18 protein-coding genes are annotated in these 18,757 nt (G+C 67.5%); 6 read left to right on the top strand and 12 right to left on the bottom strand.

Annotated features, from left to right (window positions below):
- Window positions 1-26: 26 nt before the first annotated feature.
- Both ABNW52_RS04530 and ABNW52_RS04525 read right to left on the bottom strand, forming a co-directional pair.
- Complete coding sequence (locus tag ABNW52_RS04530; RefSeq protein ID WP_349584606.1) at window positions 27-2,048, bottom strand: methyl-accepting chemotaxis protein; 2,022 nt, start codon at window positions 2,046-2,048, stop codon at window positions 27-29.
- Between the two features lie 175 nt (window positions 2,049-2,223).
- Window positions 2,224-3,084, bottom strand: coding sequence for a LysR family transcriptional regulator (locus tag ABNW52_RS04525; protein ID WP_349584603.1), 861 nt, complete (start codon window positions 3,082-3,084; stop codon window positions 2,224-2,226).
- 103 nt (window positions 3,085-3,187) lie between these two features.
- Here ABNW52_RS04525 and ABNW52_RS04520 point away from each other — a divergent pair, with 103 nt between their 5' ends.
- Together ABNW52_RS04520 and ABNW52_RS04515 are read left to right on the top strand one after the other, a co-directional pair.
- Entirely contained in the window at window positions 3,188-4,120 is a 933-nt protein-coding gene (locus ABNW52_RS04520; RefSeq protein WP_349584600.1) for a DMT family transporter, read from the top strand.
- A complete protein-coding gene (locus ABNW52_RS04515) occupies window positions 4,108-4,311 on the top strand; it encodes a 4-oxalocrotonate tautomerase family protein (protein WP_349584598.1) in 204 nt (67 codons plus the stop codon). Before ABNW52_RS04520 ends, ABNW52_RS04515 begins: the two co-directional genes overlap by 13 nt.
- Before the next feature lie 86 nt (window positions 4,312-4,397).
- Here ABNW52_RS04515 and ABNW52_RS04510 read toward each other — a convergent pair whose 3' ends face one another.
- Window positions 4,398-4,790, bottom strand: coding sequence for a hypothetical protein (locus ABNW52_RS04510; RefSeq protein ID WP_349584595.1), 393 nt, complete (start codon window positions 4,788-4,790; stop codon window positions 4,398-4,400).
- Between the two features lie 187 nt (window positions 4,791-4,977).
- Here ABNW52_RS04510 and ABNW52_RS04505 point away from each other — a divergent pair, with 187 nt between their 5' ends.
- Entirely contained in the window at window positions 4,978-5,742 is a 765-nt protein-coding gene (locus ABNW52_RS04505) for a type 2 periplasmic-binding domain-containing protein (protein ID WP_349584592.1), read from the top strand.
- A 69-nt stretch (window positions 5,743-5,811) separates the two neighbouring features.
- On the opposite strand, the gene argH is transcribed toward ABNW52_RS04505, so the two are convergent.
- The 3 genes from argH to ABNW52_RS04490 all read right to left on the bottom strand — a co-directional run bounded on the left by argH (window position 5,812) and on the right by ABNW52_RS04490 (window position 11,475).
- Window positions 5,812-7,194 carry an argininosuccinate lyase gene (argH, locus tag ABNW52_RS04500; protein ID WP_349584591.1) on the bottom strand — a complete coding sequence of 461 codons (1,383 nt, stop codon included), beginning with the start codon at window positions 7,192-7,194 and terminating at the stop codon, window positions 5,812-5,814.
- 837 nt (window positions 7,195-8,031) lie between these two features.
- Window positions 8,032-11,154, bottom strand: a complete 3,123-nt coding sequence (locus tag ABNW52_RS04495) for a DNA translocase FtsK (RefSeq protein ID WP_349584589.1) — start codon at window positions 11,152-11,154, stop codon at window positions 8,032-8,034.
- A gap of 132 nt (window positions 11,155-11,286) precedes the next feature.
- A complete protein-coding gene (locus tag ABNW52_RS04490; protein ID WP_349584587.1) occupies window positions 11,287-11,475 on the bottom strand; it encodes a Lar family restriction alleviation protein in 189 nt (62 codons plus the stop codon).
- Between the two features lie 116 nt (window positions 11,476-11,591).
- On the opposite strand from ABNW52_RS04490, the gene ABNW52_RS04485 reads away from it, so the two are divergent.
- The gene (locus tag ABNW52_RS04485) at window positions 11,592-12,023 is read left to right on the top strand and encodes a hypothetical protein (RefSeq protein WP_349584585.1); all 432 of its coding nucleotides are present in this window, start codon (window positions 11,592-11,594) and stop codon (window positions 12,021-12,023) included.
- 72 nt (window positions 12,024-12,095) lie between these two features.
- On the opposite strand, the gene ABNW52_RS04480 is transcribed toward ABNW52_RS04485, so the two are convergent.
- From ABNW52_RS04480 to ABNW52_RS04470, 3 genes are all read right to left on the bottom strand, one after another.
- Window positions 12,096-12,602, bottom strand: a complete 507-nt coding sequence (locus tag ABNW52_RS04480) for a M48 metallopeptidase family protein (protein ID WP_349584584.1) — start codon at window positions 12,600-12,602, stop codon at window positions 12,096-12,098.
- 41 nt (window positions 12,603-12,643) lie between these two features.
- Entirely contained in the window at window positions 12,644-14,197 is a 1,554-nt protein-coding gene (locus tag ABNW52_RS04475; protein ID WP_349584582.1) for a sensor domain-containing diguanylate cyclase, read from the bottom strand.
- Between the two features lie 184 nt (window positions 14,198-14,381).
- Window positions 14,382-15,389, bottom strand: a complete 1,008-nt coding sequence (locus tag ABNW52_RS04470) for a class I SAM-dependent rRNA methyltransferase (protein WP_349584579.1) — start codon at window positions 15,387-15,389, stop codon at window positions 14,382-14,384.
- Window positions 15,390-15,540: 151 nt separating this feature from the next.
- On the opposite strand from ABNW52_RS04470, the gene ABNW52_RS04465 reads away from it, so the two are divergent.
- Window positions 15,541-16,416, top strand: a complete 876-nt coding sequence (locus ABNW52_RS04465; protein WP_349584576.1) for an HD-GYP domain-containing protein — start codon at window positions 15,541-15,543, stop codon at window positions 16,414-16,416.
- Window positions 16,417-16,439: 23 nt separating this feature from the next.
- On the opposite strand, the gene ABNW52_RS04460 is transcribed toward ABNW52_RS04465, so the two are convergent.
- Together ABNW52_RS04460 and ABNW52_RS04455 are read right to left on the bottom strand one after the other, a co-directional pair.
- The gene (locus ABNW52_RS04460; RefSeq protein ID WP_349584575.1) at window positions 16,440-16,787 is read right to left on the bottom strand and encodes a DUF1304 domain-containing protein; all 348 of its coding nucleotides are present in this window, start codon (window positions 16,785-16,787) and stop codon (window positions 16,440-16,442) included.
- Window positions 16,788-16,805: 18 nt separating this feature from the next.
- Window positions 16,806-17,258, bottom strand: coding sequence for an acyl-CoA thioesterase (locus ABNW52_RS04455; protein WP_349584574.1), 453 nt, complete (start codon window positions 17,256-17,258; stop codon window positions 16,806-16,808).
- Window positions 17,259-17,324: 66 nt separating this feature from the next.
- On the opposite strand from ABNW52_RS04455, the gene ABNW52_RS04450 reads away from it, so the two are divergent.
- Window positions 17,325-17,924: a TetR/AcrR family transcriptional regulator gene (locus ABNW52_RS04450; RefSeq protein ID WP_349584571.1), complete on the top strand. Its 600-nt coding sequence runs from the start codon at window positions 17,325-17,327 to the stop codon at window positions 17,922-17,924.
- 86 nt (window positions 17,925-18,010) lie between these two features.
- On the opposite strand, the gene ABNW52_RS04445 is transcribed toward ABNW52_RS04450, so the two are convergent.
- Window positions 18,011-18,757: a substrate-binding periplasmic protein gene (locus ABNW52_RS04445; protein ID WP_349584568.1), complete on the bottom strand. Its 747-nt coding sequence runs from the start codon at window positions 18,755-18,757 to the stop codon at window positions 18,011-18,013.

Genomic DNA, 18,757 nt, shown 5'->3' with positions numbered 1-18,757 from the left:
GCATGGCGCTGCGGCCAACCTTGCCCTTACACCGTGAAGCGCGCCACCGCCTGGCGCAGCTGCTGCGCCAGCGCGGTCATTTCGCAGGCGGCCAGCGAGGCGTCGCGCGCCTTGTGATGGTTCTGGTCGGCTTGTTGCGCCACGCGCTCCACGTTGTGGGCGATGTCCAGGCTGGCGGTGCTCTGCTCGCGCAGCGCATCGGCGATGCCCACCACCGCCTGCTCCACCTGCTGCGCGCCGGTTCGGATGTCCTGCAGGCTGTCGCCGGCTTCGCTGGCGGCACGCACGCCGGTTTCCACCTGTAGCGCGGCGCTGTTCATGCTGTCCACCGCCAGCTGTGCTTCGTGCTGGATGCGGCCAACGATGCCGGTGATTTCCTGGGTCGACTGGGTGGTGCGCTCGGCCAGCTGGCGCACTTCGTCGGCGACGACGGAGAAGCCGCGGCCCATTTCGCCAGCGCGGGCAGCCTCGATGGCGGCGTTCAGCGCCAGCAGATTGGTCTGGTCGGCGATGTCGCGGATCACCGTCACCACGCGGCTGATCTGCTCGGAGCGCTCGCCCAGCTGGGTGACGGTGCGGGCGGTGTCGCCGGAGGCGGCGGCAATCTCACGCATGGTATCCACCGTGCGGCCAACGATTTCCTCGCCGCTGCGCGAGACCTGGTCGGATTGCAGCGCCAGATCGCGCGCGCTGCCGGCATGCTGGCTGACCTGGCCGATGCTGTGGGTCATTTCTTCCACGCAGGCGGCCATGGCGGAAACGGCGGCGCTCTGCTCGCTGGAGCTTTGTGCCACGTCGTCGGCCAGCTGCGACACGTTCTGCGCGTTGCGGCCCAGGCCGGTGACGCCCTGGTTCACTTCGCTAATCAGCTGACGCAGCTCCTGGCACATGTGGTCGCTGGCGGCCAGAACCTGGCCGATTTCATCGCCGCGGTCCACCTCGATACGGCTGCTCAGGTCGCCGGTGGCGATGCGGCGGGTGACGGCCACCAGTTTGGCCAGCGGCTGGCTGACCCAGTAGCGCATGGCAAAGTGCACGATCAGCAGCAACAGCAGCATCACCGCCAGGGTACCCAGCAGCATCTTCAGCTGCATTTCGTGCGGCTCGCGCACCAGTTCGTCCTGGTAGGCGCCGGTGGCCACCAGCCAGCCCCAGTGCGGGTAGCTCTGGAAGGTGGCCAGCTTGCGCCGCGGCTCGCTGGCGTTCGGGTCCAGCCATTGGTAGCTGATCTGGCCGTTGCCTTGCTGCAGCATGGTCTTGATGAAGGGCTTGCCGTCGGCGTCGGTCTTGTCCAGCAGGTTCTTGCCGGCCGCCGACGGGTGGATCAACAGCTCGCCCGGACGCAGGCGGGCATCCACCACGTAGACGTAGCCGGTCTCGCCGATCTTGATGGACAGGATTTTCTGTTTCAGCGCCTGCAGGCCGTCGGTATTGTCGATGCCGACGAACAGCGCGCCCACCAGCTGGCCGCCCTCGTCCAGCAGCGGCTGGTAGTGGGTCATGTAGTCACGGCCGAACAGGCGTGCCGGGCCGGTGTAGGGTTGGCCGCGGCTCAGCAGCGCGTAGGCCGGGTGGTCGTGCGCCAGCGAGGTGCCGACGGCACGGCGGCCGTCTTCCTGCTTCACCGAGGAGCTGATGCGCAGGAAGTCGCTGCCGTTTTTCACGAACACGGTGGCGACGTTGCGCGTGGCCTGGGTGTAGTTGTCCACCAGGGCGGCGTTGTCGTTCAGCAGCTGGCTGCCGGCGTACAGTGCCGGACTGCCCGTCGCTGCCGAGGCATCCACGCGCAGCGGGCGCGGCAGGTTACTGGCCAGCAGGCGGGTGCTTTGCTGTGCATTGTCTTCCAGCACGCGGGCGTAGGCGTCGATGGTGTCCACCACCTGCTGGTTGGTGGTCTGCATGCCGGCGACGGCGCGCGCTTCCATGCGCGCGCCCAGCCAGTCACTGAGCAGAAAGCCGGCCAGGCCGAGAACGAGAAACAGCGCCACGCTCAGCAACAGGCCGAGCTTGTGCGCCAGAGACAGCGATTTGGGGAGGGTGGTGGGCATGGGGTGTCACGACACGGTGGGTGGTTATGTATTGGTAACTTGTCATTGTGTGGCTGATTTTTCTGAGAATGTATCTCATTAAAAACAGCGCAGTGGCAATGTTACTGACATGCCCGGAGCACCATGTTGATGCGCATCAAGCCCGCACACTAGTACCTTGATCGCACAGCGCTTTTCAGTCGTCGCCCGTCACGCTGGACAGCAGTGCTGCCAGGGCGTCGATGGCCGGCGCATGCTGGCCGCGGCGGCGGATCAGCACCGTGTCGGCAATTGCCAGCTGTGGCGGCAGCGGGTGGCAGGCGACGTTGCCGGCGGCCGGGGTGATCGCCAGCAGCGCCTGCGGCACCAGCGCCAGCCCCATGCCGCTGGCGGCGCAGCTGATCATGGCGTGGTAGGAGTCCAGCTCCACCAGCCGGTCCACCACGCAGCCGCTGTCGTGCAGCCAGCGCTCCAGCCGCTGGCGGTAGGCACAGCCGCGGTCGAAGGCCAGTAGGGTGTGCGGGCCGCTGGCCGGATCCACCTGCTGGCCGATGGCGCTGATCAGCAGCAGGGTTTCGCGGCAGAACGGCTGGCTTTCCAGCCGCGGTTCCAGCACCGGGCCGCATACCAGCGCGCAATCCAGCTCGCCGGCCAGTACTGCGGCGACCAGCGTGGCGGTGGGGCCGGTGCGCAGCTCCAGCTTGACCTGCGGGTAGCGCTGGTGAAAGTCGGCCAGCAGCGGCGGCAGCCGTACCGCGGCGGTGTTCTCCATTGCCCCCAGCCGCAGCGTGCCGGCCGGGCTGTCGCCGCTGACCGCCAGGCGCGCTTCGTCGGCCAGCTGCAGCAGGCGGCCGGCATAACCTTGCAGCACGCGTGCCGCCGGGGTTGGCCGCAGCTGCTTGCCCTCGCGCTCGAACAGCGGCACGCCCAGGCTGTCTTCCAGCTGGCGGATGCGGGTGGTGACGTTGGACTGCACCCGGTGCAGGCGCCGCGCGGCAGCGGTGACGCCACCTTCCTGCAGCACGGCCTGGAAAATGCGCAGATCACTCAAGTCCATGATCGATCTCTTTTCGGGATGAATGTAATCATATTAATTCATTTTTCAGGATGATGATGCCGCGGCACACTGATGGCCTTCGCTGTTGATCAAGGAGCCGGACATGGCGACCCTTACCCTGCGCCAGGGTTACCTGGCCGCGTTCAGTGCCGTGGTGATCTGGAGCGGCTTCATGCTGGTGGCCCGCGCCGGCGGCCACAGCGGTCTCACCCCGTACGACCTGCTGGGCTTGCGGCTGGCCATCGCCAGCCTGTTGCTGTGTGTGCTGGGGCTGCCGCCGCGCGCCAGCTGGCGCGACGGCCGGCTGTGGTTGCTGGCGCTGATCGGCTGCATCGGCTTCTGCCTGCTGTGCTACAGCGCGGTGCAGTGGGTGCCGGCGGCGCATGCCGCGCTGCTGATCCCCGGCCTGCAGCCGTTTGTGATGGCGCTGTTGCTGCTGCTTAGTGGCCAGGGTTGGCCGCCGGCACGGCAATGGCCGGGCTATGTGCTGATGGCGCTGGGCGTGCTGCTGCTGGCGCTGCCGCTGCTGCAGGGCCTGGCCGATGGCCGGCAGTGGCTGGGTGACGGCCTGCTGTTGGCCGCATCGTTGCTGTGGGCGCTGTACGGGCTGTTGGCGCGGCGCTGGCAGCTGCCGGCGTGGCAGCTCACCGCCTTCGTCACGCTGGCATCGGCGGTGCTGTACCTGCCGGTTTATCTGCTATGGTTGCCCAAGGGTCTGGGCCAGCTGCCGCTGCTGACCGTGGCCGGGCTGGGACTGTTCCACGCCGTGGTGCCGGCCATTGTCGGCATGCTGGTGTACCTGCGCGCGGTCAGCGTGCTGGGGCCGGCGCGCATGTCGGCGCTGATGGCGCTGATTCCGGTGCTGACCGGGGTGCTGGCAGTGCCGCTGCTGGCCGAGCCGCTGAGCCCGGCGCTGGCCGCCGCGCTGCTGTGCGTGTCGCTGGGCGCCTGGCTGGTGGCGCGCAGCAGTTCTTCTGCCCGCGGCCCGCAGCTGGCCACCGTTATCCACAACAAGGAGCAAACATGCCGTACGTGAACATCAAGATCACCCGCGAGGGTGCCAGCAGCGAGCAGAAAGCCGAGCTGATTGCCGGCGTTACCCGGCTGCTGCAGGACGTGCTGAGCAAGAACCCGGCCACCACCGTGGTGGTGATCGACGAGGTGGACACCGACAACTGGGGTATCGGCGGCGAAAGTGTCAGCGTGCGCCGCGCGCGCGGCAGCTAGTCGCCGCCACGCGGCGTGCTGGCGCCACCGGCAAAGAAAATGCCCCGGCGCGCCGGGGCATGGTTGCCAATGTTGGCCGCAGGGGCTTAGTTGCCGCCGTCCTTCACGCACTTCTGCACGAAACTCTTCTTGGCGGCGCCGGCCAGTTTCTTCTCGGCGGCCTTGTTCTCGCACACGCCCTGGGCGCCCGGTGCTGGCGCCTTCATCTCTTTCTGACACTTCTGCACAAAGCTGTTCTTGGCGGCGCCAGCCAGCTTCTTCTCCGCGGCCTTGGCTTCACACGAGGCCGGGGTGGCGGGGGTCGCCGGTGTCGCCGGAGTGGCGGCCTTCATGTCGGCTTCGCATTTCTTCACAAAGCTGCTCTTGGCAGCGCCGGCCAGTTTCTTTTCGGCGGCCTTGGCTTCACAGGCGGGGTTGGCGGCAAAGGCGCCGGAGGCAGTAACGGCCAGCACGGCCAGCAGCAACAGTTTGCGCATCATGCTTCCTTTCAGAGGGGGACAGACTGCTGGATAGTGCGCCGTCGTCGGCAGTGGCGCAATGCCTGGAGCGCCACTGTCACGGTAACGTCATGTAGCGTCGGCAACATTGCCACGTTATGACAGTTGACCGGAGCGCCGCGGTCACTCACAGTAAATAAAACCAACCCGTCGCCACGTGCCACACCTCATGCCGCCCTCCCTCCTGCTACGTTTGCTGTTGCTATTGCCCCTGTCGGCCGGGGCGGCGGTGCCGTTGCGGGTGGCGATCAACGACCAGCCGGCGGCGCCCTACATCATCGGCGAGGGCAAGTCGCTGGCGTCGCCGCCCGGGCTGGCGGTAGAGCTGCTGCAACAGGCGGCGGCGCCGTGCAACGTCTATCTGCTGTTGCAGCGGCAGTCCAGCCTGCGCCAGTTGCAGGCGCTGCGCACCGGGGCCACCGATGCCATCCTGCTGCTGTCGTACAACCCGGAGCGCGCCGCGTTTGCGTACTATCCGCTGCGCGACGGCAGGCCAGACAGCCGTTACCGCCTGGCCACGCTGAGCTACAACTTCTACGTGCGCAGCGGCAGCAAGCTGCAGTGGGACGGCCAGCAGCTGCAGGGGCTGAATGGCGCGATGGTCGGTACCGATCTGGGCTGGTCGGTGGCGGCGGATCTGGAGCGGCTGCACATCCCGGTGGAAGGTGCGGTGGGAGTGGAAGCCAATCTGGCCAAGCTGCGTGCCGGCCGCATTGCCGCCTATGCGGTGCATACCAATCTGGCCGCCGCCTACCTGCAGAACAGCCAGGACGTGGTGGCGCTACAGCCGCCGATCAGCACCAAGGACTACTTCCTGCCGTTCGGGCGGCACTTTGCCAGCGCCCACCCGCAGGAGGTGCAGTGCCTGTGGCAGCACATCGCCAGCCAGCGCGAACCGCTGCTGCAACAGCGCGGGCCGGCCTACGGCCACTAAGCGGCCATCTGCCGGACCACAAAAAAAGCCACCGCATGCGGTGGCTTTTTGCTATTTGCGGCCAACGTGTCAGCCGGCCAGACGCGCGCGGTGACGGGCGATCTGCGCGCGCACCTGGTTCGGCGCGGTGCCGCCGACGTGGTCGCGCTGTGCCAGCGAGCCTTCCGGCGTCAGCACGCTGAACACGTCCTGCTCGATCAGGGTGCTGAACTCGCGCAGCTTGTCCAGGCTGAGGTCGGCGATGTCCACGCCCTGCAGCTCGGCGTGGCGCACGGTCAGTGCCACTACTTCGTGGCTGTCGCGGAACGGCATGCCTTTTTTCACCAGATAGTCGGCCAGGTCGGTGGCGGTGGCGAAGCCCTGCAGCACCGCGGCGCGCATCGCGTCCTTCTTCACCGTGATGCCGCGCATCATGTCGGCGTAGATGCGCAGGGTGTCGATCAGCGTGTCCGCGGTGTCGAACAGCGGCTCCTTGTCCTCCTGGTTGTCCTTGTTGTAGGCCAGCGGCTGCGCCTTCATCAGGGTGACCAGCGCGATCAGGTGGCCGACCACGCGGCCGGACTTGCCGCGTACCAGCTCCGGCACGTCCGGGTTTTTCTTCTGCGGCATGATGGAGGAGCCGGTGCAGAAGCGGTCGGCGATGTCGATGAAGCCGACGCGCGGGCTCATCCACAGGATCAGCTCTTCCGACAGGCGGCTCAAATGCACCATCACCAGGCTGGCGGCGGCGGTGAATTCGATGGCGAAGTCACGGTCGGACACCGCGTCCAGCGAGTTATGGCACACGTCGTCGAAGCCCAAGAGCTGCGCGGTGTAGAAGCGGTCGATGGGGAAGGTGGTGCCGGCCAGCGCGGCGGCGCCCAGCGGCAGGCGGTTCACCCGCTTGCGGCAGTCGGTCATGCGCTCGGCGTCACGGCCCAGCATCTCGACGTAGGCCAGCATGTGGTGGCCGAAAGTTACCGGCTGTGCCACCTGCAGGTGGGTGAAGCCCGGCAGCACGGTGTCGGCATTGGCTTCAGCCAGATCCAGCAGGCTGGTCTGCAGCTCGGCGATCAGGCCGACGATGACGTCGATCTGCGCGCGCAGCCACAGGCGGATGTCAGTGGCTACCTGGTCGTTACGGCTGCGGCCGGTGTGCAGGCGCTTGCCGGCATCGCCGATCTTGTCGGTCAGGCGACGCTCCACGTTCATGTGCACGTCTTCCAGGTCCACGCTCCATGCGAAGCGGCCTTCGCGGATGTCGGCGATGATCTCGCTCATGCCCTGGCGGATTGCCGCCAGGTCGGCAGCGGACAGCACGCCGGACTTGTTGAGCATGGCGGCATGCGCCAGCGAGCCTTCGATGTCGAATTCGGCCAGACGGTTATCGAAGGTTACGGAGGCGGTGTATTTCTTCACCAGTTCGGAAACCGGTTCGGAGAAACGGCCGGACCAGGCGTGCGAGTCTTGCATGATGGATGTCCCAAAGTTGTAAGTGTGCGACGACTATGGGCAAGGATTATAGGTTGGCCGCACCGTGCGGCCAACCTGCCTGCAATTTTGTTGTGGCTTGAGCTGGCTTGTATCCGCTGCGCGGATGATGTTTTTCATGCCGGTGCCGCCCGGCGAACGGACTAAGGGGGGCCTCGCGGCCCCCTTAGCAATCCCCGGCTCCCCGGCGACTGCTCGAAACCCCGTGCAAAAAGGCACGCCCCAGGCGCCGCCGAACTCGTCCCTCGCTAACGGCTCGGGACTCAAACAGATCGGCGTCTTAACACCTGGGGCGCACCCTTTTTGCCCGGCTCGCGCCAACGGGATTGGGGCACGTCGGTTCGATTCTACTTGTTGCAGACTGGTTGATTGTTTCGGAACAAAAATTCGGATTGCATTAGCCGGGTACAAAACTACGGTCAACGTTGTGAGGCGCCAGATTGCCCTACGGGGAGCGCCGGCCAAAATGGTGTTCGCCAGGTTTTAAGACGGCAGCTGAGCCGTTTGACGTTAGCAAACGGCGAATTGCCGGCGCCTGGCGAATGCCTTTTTGGCCGGGGTTTCGCGGACCATTAGGGCGAGCGGGAGTGGCGGGGGGCGGCGGCACGGCCCCCGCCCCGTCCGCCGGGCGGAACCGGCGACTTCAAACATCATCCGCAAAGCGGATATCAAATTTGGGCTACCCGTTTGGATTTGCCTATTGCGGCCAACGTTGGCGGGCGTGCAAAAAAACATGCCGCCCACCTTGCGGGCGGGCGGCATGGCTGCCTGACGTGGTAGCCCGGATAAGCCGAAGGCGCATCCAGGGAGGAAGATCGCTCAATAATCCCGCTGCGGCACCAGCACCGTGCGGTTGCCGTTGCTTTCCATCGCCGACACGATGCCGGCAGCTTCCATGTCCTCGATCAGCCGCGCAGCGCGGTTGTAGCCGATGCGCAGCTGGCGCTGCACCGAGGAGATCGACGCCTTGCGGGTGCGCAGCACGATCTCCACCGCCTCGTCGTACAGCGGGTCGGTTTCCGTGCCGGCGGCGGCGCGGCCCTTGGCGTCGGCCTGGTCGTCATCGGCCACCGATTCGCCGGTGAGCAGGCCTTCCACGTAGTCCGGCTCGCCCCACTGCTTCAGGTATTCCACGATGGCGTGCACTTCCTCGTCGGTGACGAAGGCGCCGTGCACGCGCTGCGGGTAGCCGGTGCCCGGCGGCAGGAACAGCATGTCGCCCTGTCCCAGCAGGCTTTCGGCACCCATCTGGTCGAGGATGGTGCGGCTGTCAATCTTGCTGGATACCTGGAACGCCACGCGGGTGGGGATGTTGGCCTTGATCAGGCCGGTGATCACGTCCACCGACGGCCGCTGCGTGGCCAGGATCAGGTGGATGCCGGCAGCGCGCGCCTTCTGCGCCAGGCGGGCGATCAGCTCCTCGATCTTCTTGCCGGCCACCATCATCAGGTCGGCAAACTCGTCCACCACCACCACGATGAACGGCAGCGTGGTCAGCGGTTCCGGGGTTTCCGGGGTCAGCGTGAACGGGTTGGTCAGCCGCAGGCCGGCGGCCTCGGCGGCGCGTACCTTGTCGTTGTAGCCGGCGATGTTGCGCACCCCGAGGTGGCTCATCAGCCGGTAGCGCTTTTCCATCTCGCCCACGCACCAGTTCAAGGCGTTGGCCGCCAGCTTCATATCGGTCACCACCGGCGCCAGCAGGTGCGGGATGTCGTTGTACACCGACAGCTCCAGCATCTTGGGGTCGATCATGATGAAGCGCACTTCGTCCGGCGTGGCCTTGTACAGCATGGACAGGATCATGGCGTTGACGCCCACCGACTTGCCGGAGCCGGTAGTGCCGGCTACCAGCAGGTGCGGTGCCTTGGCCAGGTCGGTTACCACCGGTGCGCCGGTGATGTCGTGGCCCAGCGCCAGCGTCAGCTTGGAGGCGGACTGGGTGAATACCTCAGCGCCGAAGATCTCCGACAGGCGGATCATCTGCCGCTGCGGGTTGGGCAGCTCCAGCCCCATGCAGGTCTTGCCGGGAATGGTTTCCACCACGCGGATGGAGGCCAGTCCCAGCGCGCGCGACAGGTCCTTGCTGAGGTTCACCACCTGGCTGCCGCGCACGCCTACCGCCGGTTCCACCTCGTAGCGGGTGATCACCGGGCCGGCGTAGGCATCCACCACCGCCACCTTGACCTTGAACTCGGCGCACTTTTCCTCGATCAGGATGCCGCGCTCGATCAGGTAATCCTCGCTCTGCACCGCCTTGTTGCTTTCCGGCGGGCGCAGCAGTTCCAGCGACGGCAGCGTCACGTCGCCATACACCACCGGGATGTGGCGTGGCGGTGGCACCAGCGGCAGCTGTTGCGGCGGCAGTTGCCAGTGGCTGGCGGCCAACGTGGCGTCGTCGGCGGCATCGTCGTCGATGTGCTCGCTGTCGTCGGCATCAGCATCGGCATCGACATCCACATCGGTCGGGCCGTCAGCGTCCAGCACCTGCCATACCAGTGCCGACTTGGGCGGTGGCAGGTTGGCCGCCGGGCTGGCCGGGACCGGTGTGGCGCTGTTCTCAGCATCGGCCAGCAGATGCCAGACGATATCGTCGTCGTCCTGCGCCGCGGCTTGCGCATGGCCGGGATGTGGCGTGGCGCTGTCCGGCTCGTCCCACGGTGCCGACCACGACGGCGTGGCGGCTGGGCGGGGAGCGGCGGGCGTGGCTAGCGGGCTGGTTACCGGCGGCAGTGCATGTTCGGCGTGGGATTGCGTGAAGTCGGCGTCGGCGGTCGCCTCGGTATCGACATCGACATCGACAGCCGGCGGCGGCGCAATGCTGGCGGCCGGCTGCGGACTGAGGCCGAGCGTCGGGCTGGCGTGCCAGGCGCTAGTGCGGCGGCTTTGCCATGGCGATGGCGCGGCCAGTGGCTGGCTGGGCGTGACGGCCGGGCTGACGACTGGCGTGGCTACTGGCGTACTCGAGGCGCTGGCGGCGGTGGTCGCGCTGCTTGCGGTCGCGGCGACGGGTACTTCTGCGTTCGGCACGGCGCTGGCGGCCAACGGTGGTGTGGACGGCTGTTGGTACGCGTGCTCACCCTCGTCCTCACCCGTTGTTAGCGACCAGTCGCTGGCAGTGATGGCCATTTCGGCGGCGGGCGCGACGTGTGGCCAAGCGGGGGCGGTGCCGGGCGACAGTGCATCCGGCTCTGCGGGGCTATCTACCGGTGGCAGTGGCGCGGCGCCGGCGTGGCCGTGCTGCGCTTCGCGCCCGGCGCCGAAGCGCGATTGCGGGCCGAACAGCGCGGCGGCGGCGCGTTCGCGCTCGTCCAGGGGCAGCGGCGCGGTGAAGCTGGGGGCCGGATCCGGCGGGTAGTACGGCTCGCTGCTGTACACCGGCTTGCTGGCCGCGGCGGCCGGCGCCGGCTTGGCGGCGGGGTTGCGATATGGCTTGCCGTGCAGTTGCTGCAGGCTGGCGCGCACTTCTTCCGGGTCGATCAGCGGCAGGTCGCGCGCCGGCTTGGCTTGCGGCGGCTGTGGCTGACCACGTTGGCCGCGCCGCTTCAGGTCGCGCTGCAGATTGTGCTGCACTTCTTCCAGCCCGATCACCGGCAGCGGTGCGGCCGGCGGCGGGGTGGCGCTGTGCTTGTAGCGCGGCAGCTGGCTGGGCAGCTCGCGGATGATTTCCGGCTGCGGCGGTGGCGGCGCTACCGGTTTGGGCTGCCGTGGCGGCAGGGTGATGATTTCCGGGGCCGGCTCCGCGGGGGCGGGTTCGCTGGCGGCCGGGGGAGTATCTGGCAGCTCGCTAAGCAGATTGCGACGGGGTTTGGCGGTCGGGCTGGCGGCGGGGGCGGGATCGGCGGCCGCTTGCGGTGCCGGTTGATCCACGCCGTCGCCCTCTTCCATGCTCAGGGTGTCGCGCACACGCTGTCCTAGCGTATGCAGCAGTTTGAACAGCTCCATGCCTGTGTTCGCTTCCGGGAGCGGGCAGCCGTGGTGCGGGCTGCCCGACGCTGGTTTCTGGGTTGGCCGTCGCTGGCGGCGCCTGCTGCCGGGCAGCGGCGCGGGTGCCGTGGGCCGGATGACAGACCGCGCTTAGCGAATCTTGTTCCAGCCGGCGACGGCCTCTTTCTTGTTGTCGGCCTGCGGGCCGATGGCGCTGCAATTGCCTTGGCCGGCATAGCGCGTGCACTGCACCCAGAAGCGTCGCGAGCCGGCTTTGACCAGCTCGGCGGGGGCGCCGCACTTGTAACAGGGTTTCGGGCTAGCGCTGGTGTCGCTCATGGCGGCTCTCCTGGATGACAAGGGGCAGATGATACCGCAAAGGGGTGGCCGGGTTTGAGCCGCCGCCGCGCTTTTGGCTACACTGCAGCATGACTTTGGCGAATGGCGGGGCAACGATGCAGGCACATGGCGATTACCGCATTCACACGGCTGGGCGTTTGCTGTGGATCGTGGTGTCCGGCGGCATCAATTACCAGTTCGCCTGCAACTATCGCGATGCGGTGCGCGCGGCGGCACAGGCATTGGGGCCGGGGCCGTGGCTGCGGGTCAACGATATCCGCCACTGGCAGCTGGGCGGGCCGGAGGTGATCCCGCCGCTGCAGGAGCTGATGCAGTGGTGCGAAGCGCACGAGCTGGCGCACAGCATCAATATCGTGTCGATGGTCAATCTGCAAAAGCACATGCTGGACCGGATGATGGCCGGGGTGGCGCGCGGCTCGCAGCGCCATCTCACCCACGGCGTGGACGACACCTGCCAGCTATTGCAGCAACTGGCGCCGGAGTTGGATCTGGCCCCCTTGCTGGCGGCGATCTACCCGGCGCGCTGAGCGCCCGCCCTGCCCCGCGGTTGGATGCCTCGCCGTATCCGGCCGCAAGGTTGGCCGCAGCGTGGCGTGGGGTCAGCCGATGGCGCCGTCGCCCTGCTCGCGTGCCAGCAGCCACAGCCGCAGGTCGAATTCCAGCTGGTGGTAGTGCGGTTCCATGTGGTTGCACAGCTGGTAGAACGCCTTGTCGTGGTCCTTCACTTTCAGATGCGCCAGCTCGTGCACCACGATCATGCGCAGCAGCTGCGGCGGGGTGTCGCGAAACAGCGTGGCGATGCGGATCTCGTTCTTGCTCTTGAGCTTGCCGCCCTGCACCCGCGACACGAAGGTATTGCTGCCCAGCGTGCCCTTCACCGGATGCAGATTGTTGTCGTACTGCACCCGCGCCAGCGCGGCGGTGTTCTTCAGGTAGCGCTGCTTGAGCTCGCTGACATAGTCGTACAGCGCGCGGTCGGTCTGGATGCTGTGGCGTTCCGGATAGCGCTGTGCCAGCCAGCTGCCCAGCTGGCCGCTGTCCAGCAGGGTGGCGACTTGTTGCAGCAGCGGCTCCGGGTAGCCGCTGAGGTATTTGATCTGGAGCATGGCCGCATTGTAACGCGCCGCGCTGCGGCCAACGTGTGAAGCTAGGCGTCGGCTTGCAGACAGCGGTTGCGCCCGGCCAGCTTGGCGGCGTACAGCGCCTGGTCGGCGCGCGCCAGCAGGGTGTCGATATTGTCCTGCGGCGACAGCATGCCGGCCACACCGATGCTGACGGTGAGCTGGATCATGCGCTCGTGCCAGCTCAGCTCCAGGTTGGCGATGGCATCGCGCAGGCGGTTGGCCAGCTGCAGTGCGCGCTCGCCGTCTTCCTGCGGCAGCAGGATGCAGAACTCCTCGCCGCCCCAGCGCGCCACCTGGTCGGTGTCGCGCAGCTGCTGGCGCAGCAGCTGGGCAATTTCGCACAGCACGTAGTCGCCGGCGGCGTGGCCCAGGCCGTCGTTGATCAGCTTGAAGTGATCCAGGTCCAGCATCAGCACGCTGAAGCTGGTCTGGTAGCGCTGCAGCAGCTGCAGCGCGCCCTGGCAGCGTTCCAGGAAGGCGCGGCGGTTAGCGAGGCCGGTGAGCGGGTCGATGCTGGCCTGGCGCGCCAGCTCGGCCTCGGCGGCGTGCCGCGCCAGCTCCAGGTCGCGCACGTGCAGCAGCGAGCCGATGGTGTCGGCCAGGGTGGACAGCTGCGCTACCAGTTCCGGCTCGTAGCCGCCGGGGCGGTCGGCCAGCACCATCAGCCCCTTGACCGTGCCGTGGCAGAAGCAGGGAATCGCCAACAGCGAGGTCAGCTGCGCCAGCCGGGTGTCGTCCTCGGCAAACAGCCGCGGCTGGTTGATCACCAGCGGGTCGCCCTCGCTGAGTGCCGAGGCCAGGATGTGGTCGAAGCCGTACAGCCGGTAGCTGCCGTCGTGCTTTTGCAGCAGCGGCAGCAGCCAGGCCATGGCGACGGGGTCGTTCTGCGCCAGCCCGAGGATGTCCAGGTACAGGTTGCCGTCGTGATCCAGCTGGCAGCTGGCGATGAAGCCCAGCTTGCTGCCGCTGCTTTCCAGCAGCGGCGCCAGGATGGTCTGGCTGGCGGGTTCCATATTGCGGTCCAGCAGAAAGCCGGCCTGCGCCTGGTTGACGCTTACCAGCCGTTCGCATTGCTGGGCGATGGCCAGCTGCGTCATGCGCGTGCGCAGCAGCTCGCACACGGTATCGGCCAGCAGTTGCAACTGCTGCTGTTCGCTGGCGCCGAACTGCCGCGGCTGGCGATCGTTGATGCACAGGGTGCCGATGGTGTGGGCACCGTCCAGCCGCAGCGGCGCGCCGGCGTAAAAGCGCAGGCCAAGCTGGGAAACCAGCGGGTTGTCGACAAAGCGCGGGTCCTGCAGCGTGTCTTCCACCACCAGCATGCTGCCGCTGGCCACCACGTGGCCGCACAGCGACACTTCGCGCGGCGTCTCGCGCAGCGCCATGCCGTAGCGCGCCTTGAACCACTGCCGGTCGTGGTCCACCAGGCTCAACAGTGCGGTGGGGACGTTGAATATGGCGGCGGCCAGGCTGACGATGCGGTCCAGCTCCGGTTCCGGTGGCGTATCCAGCAGCGCGGTACGCTGCAACAGGGCGAGTCTGGCCTGCTCGCCGGCAGGTGTGGGTGGAGCTTGCATGGGCTTTCTCCGGGTACCAGTCTTAAGTGTAGGAAACCCGTGGCCAATCATGAAGTTGACTGTGGCATGTTCCGGCCTGCGGCCGGCTGCCAGCGCGCTGCGGGCATGAAAAATGCCGTTCACCCGGCGAGGTAAACGGCATTGGTAGCAGGCTGGCGCGTGCGGCCAACCTGGACGGGCAGTGTCAGACGTGCAGCAGCACCATCTTCAGCGGCGGCTGGCCGTCGAAGCTGGGGAAGTCGTCTTCCGGCGCGATCCATTCGTGTTCGCGCACCGGACGGCCGGCTTTTTCGGCGCTGCGCTTGAGCTGTGCCAGCCAGGCCTCGCGGTCCACTTGCGCCACATTGTTGCAGCAGATCAGCACGCCGCCGGGCGCGGTGGCCAGCAGCGCCGGCTTGAACAGCGCCGGGTAGTCGTTGATCAGGTCCACCACGCCGAACGGGCTCTTGGCATAGCGCGGCGGGTCGAGGAATACCACGTCGAACTGGCGGGCTTCCAGCTCCGGGAACGGCGGCATTTTCTTGCCGCGTACCATCTTCGGCTGGCCGATGCCGGACAGCTGGCGCAGCGCGGCAAAGCAGTCGCTCTGCACGCAGCGCGGGCGGGTGGCCAGCGCGTTGAGTTTGGCGTTGGCGCGCGCCACCTGCAGGCTGGATTCGGCGAAGTCCACGTTCATCACGAAGCTGGCGCCGGCCTTGGCCGCGGCCACGCCCACGCCGCCGGTGTAGGCGAACAGGTTGAGCACGCTCTTGCCGGCGGCCAGCTGCATCACGCGGCGGCGGCCGGCGCGCAGGTCGAGGAATAGCCACGGGTCCTGTCCCTGGTGGCGGGCCTGGAAGTGATAGTTCACTCCCATTTCGCTGATGGTGCGCGGCAGCTGCGCCTGCTCCAGTTCTTCCGGCGGCAGACGGTTGCCGATGCGCGAATTGGCGCCGCTGCGGTCGTTGTATACCGGCAGCAGGCCCAGCGGTGCGTAGTGCGCCACAATCGCCGCGTGCTCGTCGTCGGACAGCGGAGTGTGGAAGGTCTGCATCAGCAGCACATCGCCGTAGCGGTCGATGGTCAGGCCGGGACGGCCTTCGGCGCTGCCGTGAAACAGGCGGTAGGCGGTGGTTTTTTCTTCCGCCAAGCGGGCGATCAGGTCGGCACGATGGCTATCGGCGGCCTGCAACAGTTCGGTCAGGGTGGACATGGCTTCTTTCTGGAAAAAGGGCGGCCGGTAGCACAGGCTCCGGCCGGATGGCGGCATTGTACGCGTTTGCCCGCAGCCCTGCCGGCTATGCTGTAAGAATCCTCCGCCGGCAGCGACGGATGCGCATTGCGGCCAACCTGTGGAGAAGCGGATGAACTATGCGGCGGAATTGCTCAAATCGTTGTACACCATGGCGATGATGGTGGAGGCGCGCGACGCCTACACCGGCGGCCACCTGTGGCGGGTATCGCAGTTTGCCCGCCTGCTGGCGCAGGCGCTGCACCTGCCATCAGAGGAGGTGGCGCGCATCGAGCTGGGCGGCTTTCTGCACGATCTGGGCAAGGTGGGGGTGCCGGATGCGATCCTGAACAAGCGCGAGCGCCTCAGCGACGAGGAGTACGCCATCATCAAGAGCCACCCGCGGGTGGGGGCGGACCTGCTGGCCGGCCACCCGCTGTCCAGCCTGGCGTACGAGGCGGTATTCATGCACCACGAAACGCCGGACGGCTGCGGCTATCCGCAGGGGCTGGCCGGCGAGGCCATTCCGCTGGCGGCGCGCATTGTCGGGGTGGCCGATGCCTTCGACGCCATGACCAGCAGCCGCCCCTACCGCGCCGGCATGCCGGCTGCGCGGGCATTGCAGATCATCGAAGACCACCTGGACAGCCAGTTCGACCGCCAGGTTGGCCGCGCCTTGCTGGCGCTGGGCGCCGCCGGCCGGCTGGAACACATCATCGGCCACAGCGAGGCGGGCATCCCCATGCAGCACTGCCTGCAGTGCGGCCCCACCATCGCGCTGCAGCGTCACAGCGGCGATGGCGTCACCGTGTACTGCCCGGCGTGTGCCAGCGGCTACCGGGTGACGCGCCAGCCGCACCACATCACGCTGACGCCCACCGGCAGCAGCGACCCGGTGGCGGCGCGGCAGCCGGTGCCGGATGCCGAGCTGATCAACGAGCTGGTGGCCGCGGTGTACCACGCGCTGCCGGCACCGCGCCGTGGCTGGCTGCAGCGGCTGTGGCGCTGAAGCGGCCAACGTTGGCCGCCGCCTTACAGCACCAGCAGCAGGGCGATGGCCGCCGGCAGCGCCTGCACATACAGAATCTTGCGGCTGGCGGTGACGGCGCCGAACACGCCGGCCAGCAGCACGCAGCCGAGGAAGAACGGCGCGATGCCGGCCGGGCTGCCCGGCAGCAGGCTCCACAGCAGGCCGGCGGCCAGGAAACCGTTGTACAGCCCCTGGTTGGCGGCCAGCACCCGGCTGTCGGCGGCGAACTGCGGCGTCAGGCCGAAGGCGCGGCGCCCGGCCGGGCGCGTCCACAGCAGCATTTCCAGCACCAGGATGTAGAGGTGGATCAGCGCCACCACGGCGATGGCAATCATGGCTGCAATAGTCATGGCAGGGCTCCGCTGGGTTTACTTGTAAGTGGGCTGCGGCAACAGGGTGAAATCGGCGCTGTGGCTGAGCTCGGCCAGCAGCGGCTGCAGCGCAGCCGGTGGCGGGATCAGCTTGCGCGCGGCCAGATCCATCCAGGCGCCGGTCACCTCGTGGATGGCGGCCAGCTGGCCGTCCGGCTTGTACAGTTCGTGGCGGAAGGTCCAGCGGCCGTTGTCCGGGCTGGCGGCGGCCAGGTTCAGGCGGATGTCGATGCGCTCGCCGAGGTGGATTTCGCGGCGATATTCGGTACTCTCGCGGAACAGCACCGGGCCGAAGCCCAGTCGCTTGAAGGCATCCGGCCCGAAACCGGCCGCCTGTAGCCATTCGATGCGGCTGTGCGCGCACAGGTCGGCATAGGCGCTGTGGCGCAGATGCTGGTTGGCGTCGATGTCCGCCCAGCGGATTTCCACCTGTTTGTGGAACACGGTCATGATGGGTGCTTTCAAAAAAGTACGATCGTGCTATTTTGCACGTAAACCCCGGCAAGGCAAGCAGCAATGAGTAAAAAAGCGGTTACCCGAGAGACAATCCTGCAACAGGCGCTGGCGCTGGCCAGCAGCAGCGGCATTGCCGCGCTCACCATCGGCGAGCTGGCGGCGGCCAGCGGCATGTCGAAAAGCGGGCTGTTCGCCCATTTCGGCAGCAAGGAGGCGCTGCAGCTGGCGGTGGTGGAGGCGGCGCAGGCGCAGTTCGTCGCCGAAACACTGCAGCCGGTGCTGGTGCTGCCGCGCGGCCTGGCGCGGCTGACGGCGCTGTTCGAGGCGTGGGTCGGGCGACTGGCGGCGGGGCGCTACCCTGGCGGCTGTCCGCTGCTGGCGGCCTGTTACGAGTTCGACGACCAGCCGGGGGTGGTGCGCGATGCGCTGCTGGCCGGCCAGGCACGGCTGCGCGAGTCGCTGCAGCGCATGCTGCAGGACGCCGCCGACAACGGCGAGCTGCCGCCGGGGCGCGATCCGGCGCTGCTGGCCTTCATGCTGTTCGGGCTGATCCAGAGCGCGCATCACGACCGCCAGCTGCTGGGGCGCAACGATGGCGAGCAGCTGGCGCGGCGTGGTTTTGCGCTGCTGCTGGCACCGGGGGACGGCGGCAGGGCATGAACGTTGTGGCGCGCCCGCGCCGCGGCCAACGGCGGGAGGCAGACCGCTGGCAGCGCCGTGGCGGCGTAAGCGCTTGATCGAGGGGGTTACGGCAGCGGGCTGCTGTTGTCGGCAAACGACTGCCGCGCCCTGGCGGCGTCGACTCTGCTTTGCTGTGCTGCCACGATGGCGGCAATGCGCCCTTCCCGCTGCATGTCACGCAGCACCTGGCTCAGCTTGGGCAGCAGCGCGCGGTGGCGCTGGTGCAGATAGTGGTAAAGCGGGGTGACGGCCAGCGGCACACTGCTCTGGCGCAGCGGGCCGGCCTGCATCGCATCGATGTCCAGCCACGCCATCTGGCTGAGGATGGCGACATCGCAACGGCCGGCACGCAGCAGCTGCACCGTGTGCGGTACGCTATCGCTGAAGACGCGGTCCAGGCCCTCGGTTTTCTCCAGCAGCAGTTTGATGCCAAAGCGCACGCATAGCCGGTAGGGGCGCAGGTCTTCCCAGCTGCGCAGCGCCAGCTCCCGGCCGGTGGTGAAGGCATAGCTCTCCACCTGCAACAGTACGACCGGCACCGGCAGCAACTGCGGGTAACGTTTTTCGATGCCGGCTGCGCGCACGGTGTCGGCATCGGTCTGCCCTTGCGCGGCACTGCTCAGTGCGCGCTCGGCGGGCAGCAGCACCGCCTGCGGGTTGTAGCCCAGCCGGCGGTAGGCTTCGCTGACGATGCTGAAGGCGGTGGTGGAGATCGGGTCGTCCGGTTGCAGCGACAGGCGTATGCGCTGGGCCGCATGCGTCAGCAACGGCAGCAGTAACCAGGCCAGCAGCACGCAACGGGTCAGCATCAT

Source organism: Vogesella oryzagri, assembly GCF_040148885.1.
In the GTDB taxonomy this organism is placed as follows: Bacteria; Pseudomonadota; Gammaproteobacteria; order Burkholderiales; family Chromobacteriaceae; genus Vogesella; species Vogesella oryzagri.
This window is presented reverse-complemented; position numbering and strand designations above follow the sequence as displayed.

Excerpts from the sequence above, each read along its gene's own strand:
- ABNW52_RS04445 (WP_349584568.1), bottom strand. The coding sequence starts at position 18,757 with ATGATGCTGACCCGTTGCGTGCTGCTGGCCTGGTTACTGCTGCCGTTG.
- ABNW52_RS04505 (WP_349584592.1), top strand. The coding sequence starts at position 4,978 with ATGCCGCCCTCCCTCCTGCTACGTTTGCTGTTGCTATTGCCCCTGTCG.
- ABNW52_RS04530 (WP_349584606.1), bottom strand. The coding sequence starts at position 2,048 with ATGCCCACCACCCTCCCCAAATCGCTGTCTCTGGCGCACAAGCTCGGC.
- ABNW52_RS04515 (WP_349584598.1), top strand. The coding sequence starts at position 4,108 with ATGCCGTACGTGAACATCAAGATCACCCGCGAGGGTGCCAGCAGCGAG.
- ABNW52_RS04525 (WP_349584603.1), bottom strand. The coding sequence starts at position 3,084 with ATGGACTTGAGTGATCTGCGCATTTTCCAGGCCGTGCTGCAGGAAGGT.
- ABNW52_RS04450 (WP_349584571.1), top strand. The coding sequence starts at position 17,325 with ATGAGTAAAAAAGCGGTTACCCGAGAGACAATCCTGCAACAGGCGCTG.
- ABNW52_RS04455 (WP_349584574.1), bottom strand. The coding sequence starts at position 17,258 with ATGACCGTGTTCCACAAACAGGTGGAAATCCGCTGGGCGGACATCGAC.
- ABNW52_RS04480 (WP_349584584.1), bottom strand. The coding sequence starts at position 12,602 with ATGCTCCAGATCAAATACCTCAGCGGCTACCCGGAGCCGCTGCTGCAA.
- ABNW52_RS04510 (WP_349584595.1), bottom strand. The coding sequence starts at position 4,790 with ATGATGCGCAAACTGTTGCTGCTGGCCGTGCTGGCCGTTACTGCCTCC.
- ABNW52_RS04495 (WP_349584589.1), bottom strand. The coding sequence starts at position 11,154 with ATGGAGCTGTTCAAACTGCTGCATACGCTAGGACAGCGTGTGCGCGAC.
- ABNW52_RS04460 (WP_349584575.1), bottom strand. The coding sequence starts at position 16,787 with ATGACTATTGCAGCCATGATTGCCATCGCCGTGGTGGCGCTGATCCAC.
- ABNW52_RS04470 (WP_349584579.1), bottom strand. The coding sequence starts at position 15,389 with ATGTCCACCCTGACCGAACTGTTGCAGGCCGCCGATAGCCATCGTGCC.
- ABNW52_RS04485 (WP_349584585.1), top strand. The coding sequence starts at position 11,592 with ATGCAGGCACATGGCGATTACCGCATTCACACGGCTGGGCGTTTGCTG.
- ABNW52_RS04475 (WP_349584582.1), bottom strand. The coding sequence starts at position 14,197 with ATGCAAGCTCCACCCACACCTGCCGGCGAGCAGGCCAGACTCGCCCTG.
- ABNW52_RS04520 (WP_349584600.1), top strand. The coding sequence starts at position 3,188 with ATGGCGACCCTTACCCTGCGCCAGGGTTACCTGGCCGCGTTCAGTGCC.
- ABNW52_RS04490 (WP_349584587.1), bottom strand. The coding sequence starts at position 11,475 with ATGAGCGACACCAGCGCTAGCCCGAAACCCTGTTACAAGTGCGGCGCC.
- argH (WP_349584591.1), bottom strand. The coding sequence starts at position 7,194 with ATGCAAGACTCGCACGCCTGGTCCGGCCGTTTCTCCGAACCGGTTTCC.
- ABNW52_RS04465 (WP_349584576.1), top strand. The coding sequence starts at position 15,541 with ATGAACTATGCGGCGGAATTGCTCAAATCGTTGTACACCATGGCGATG.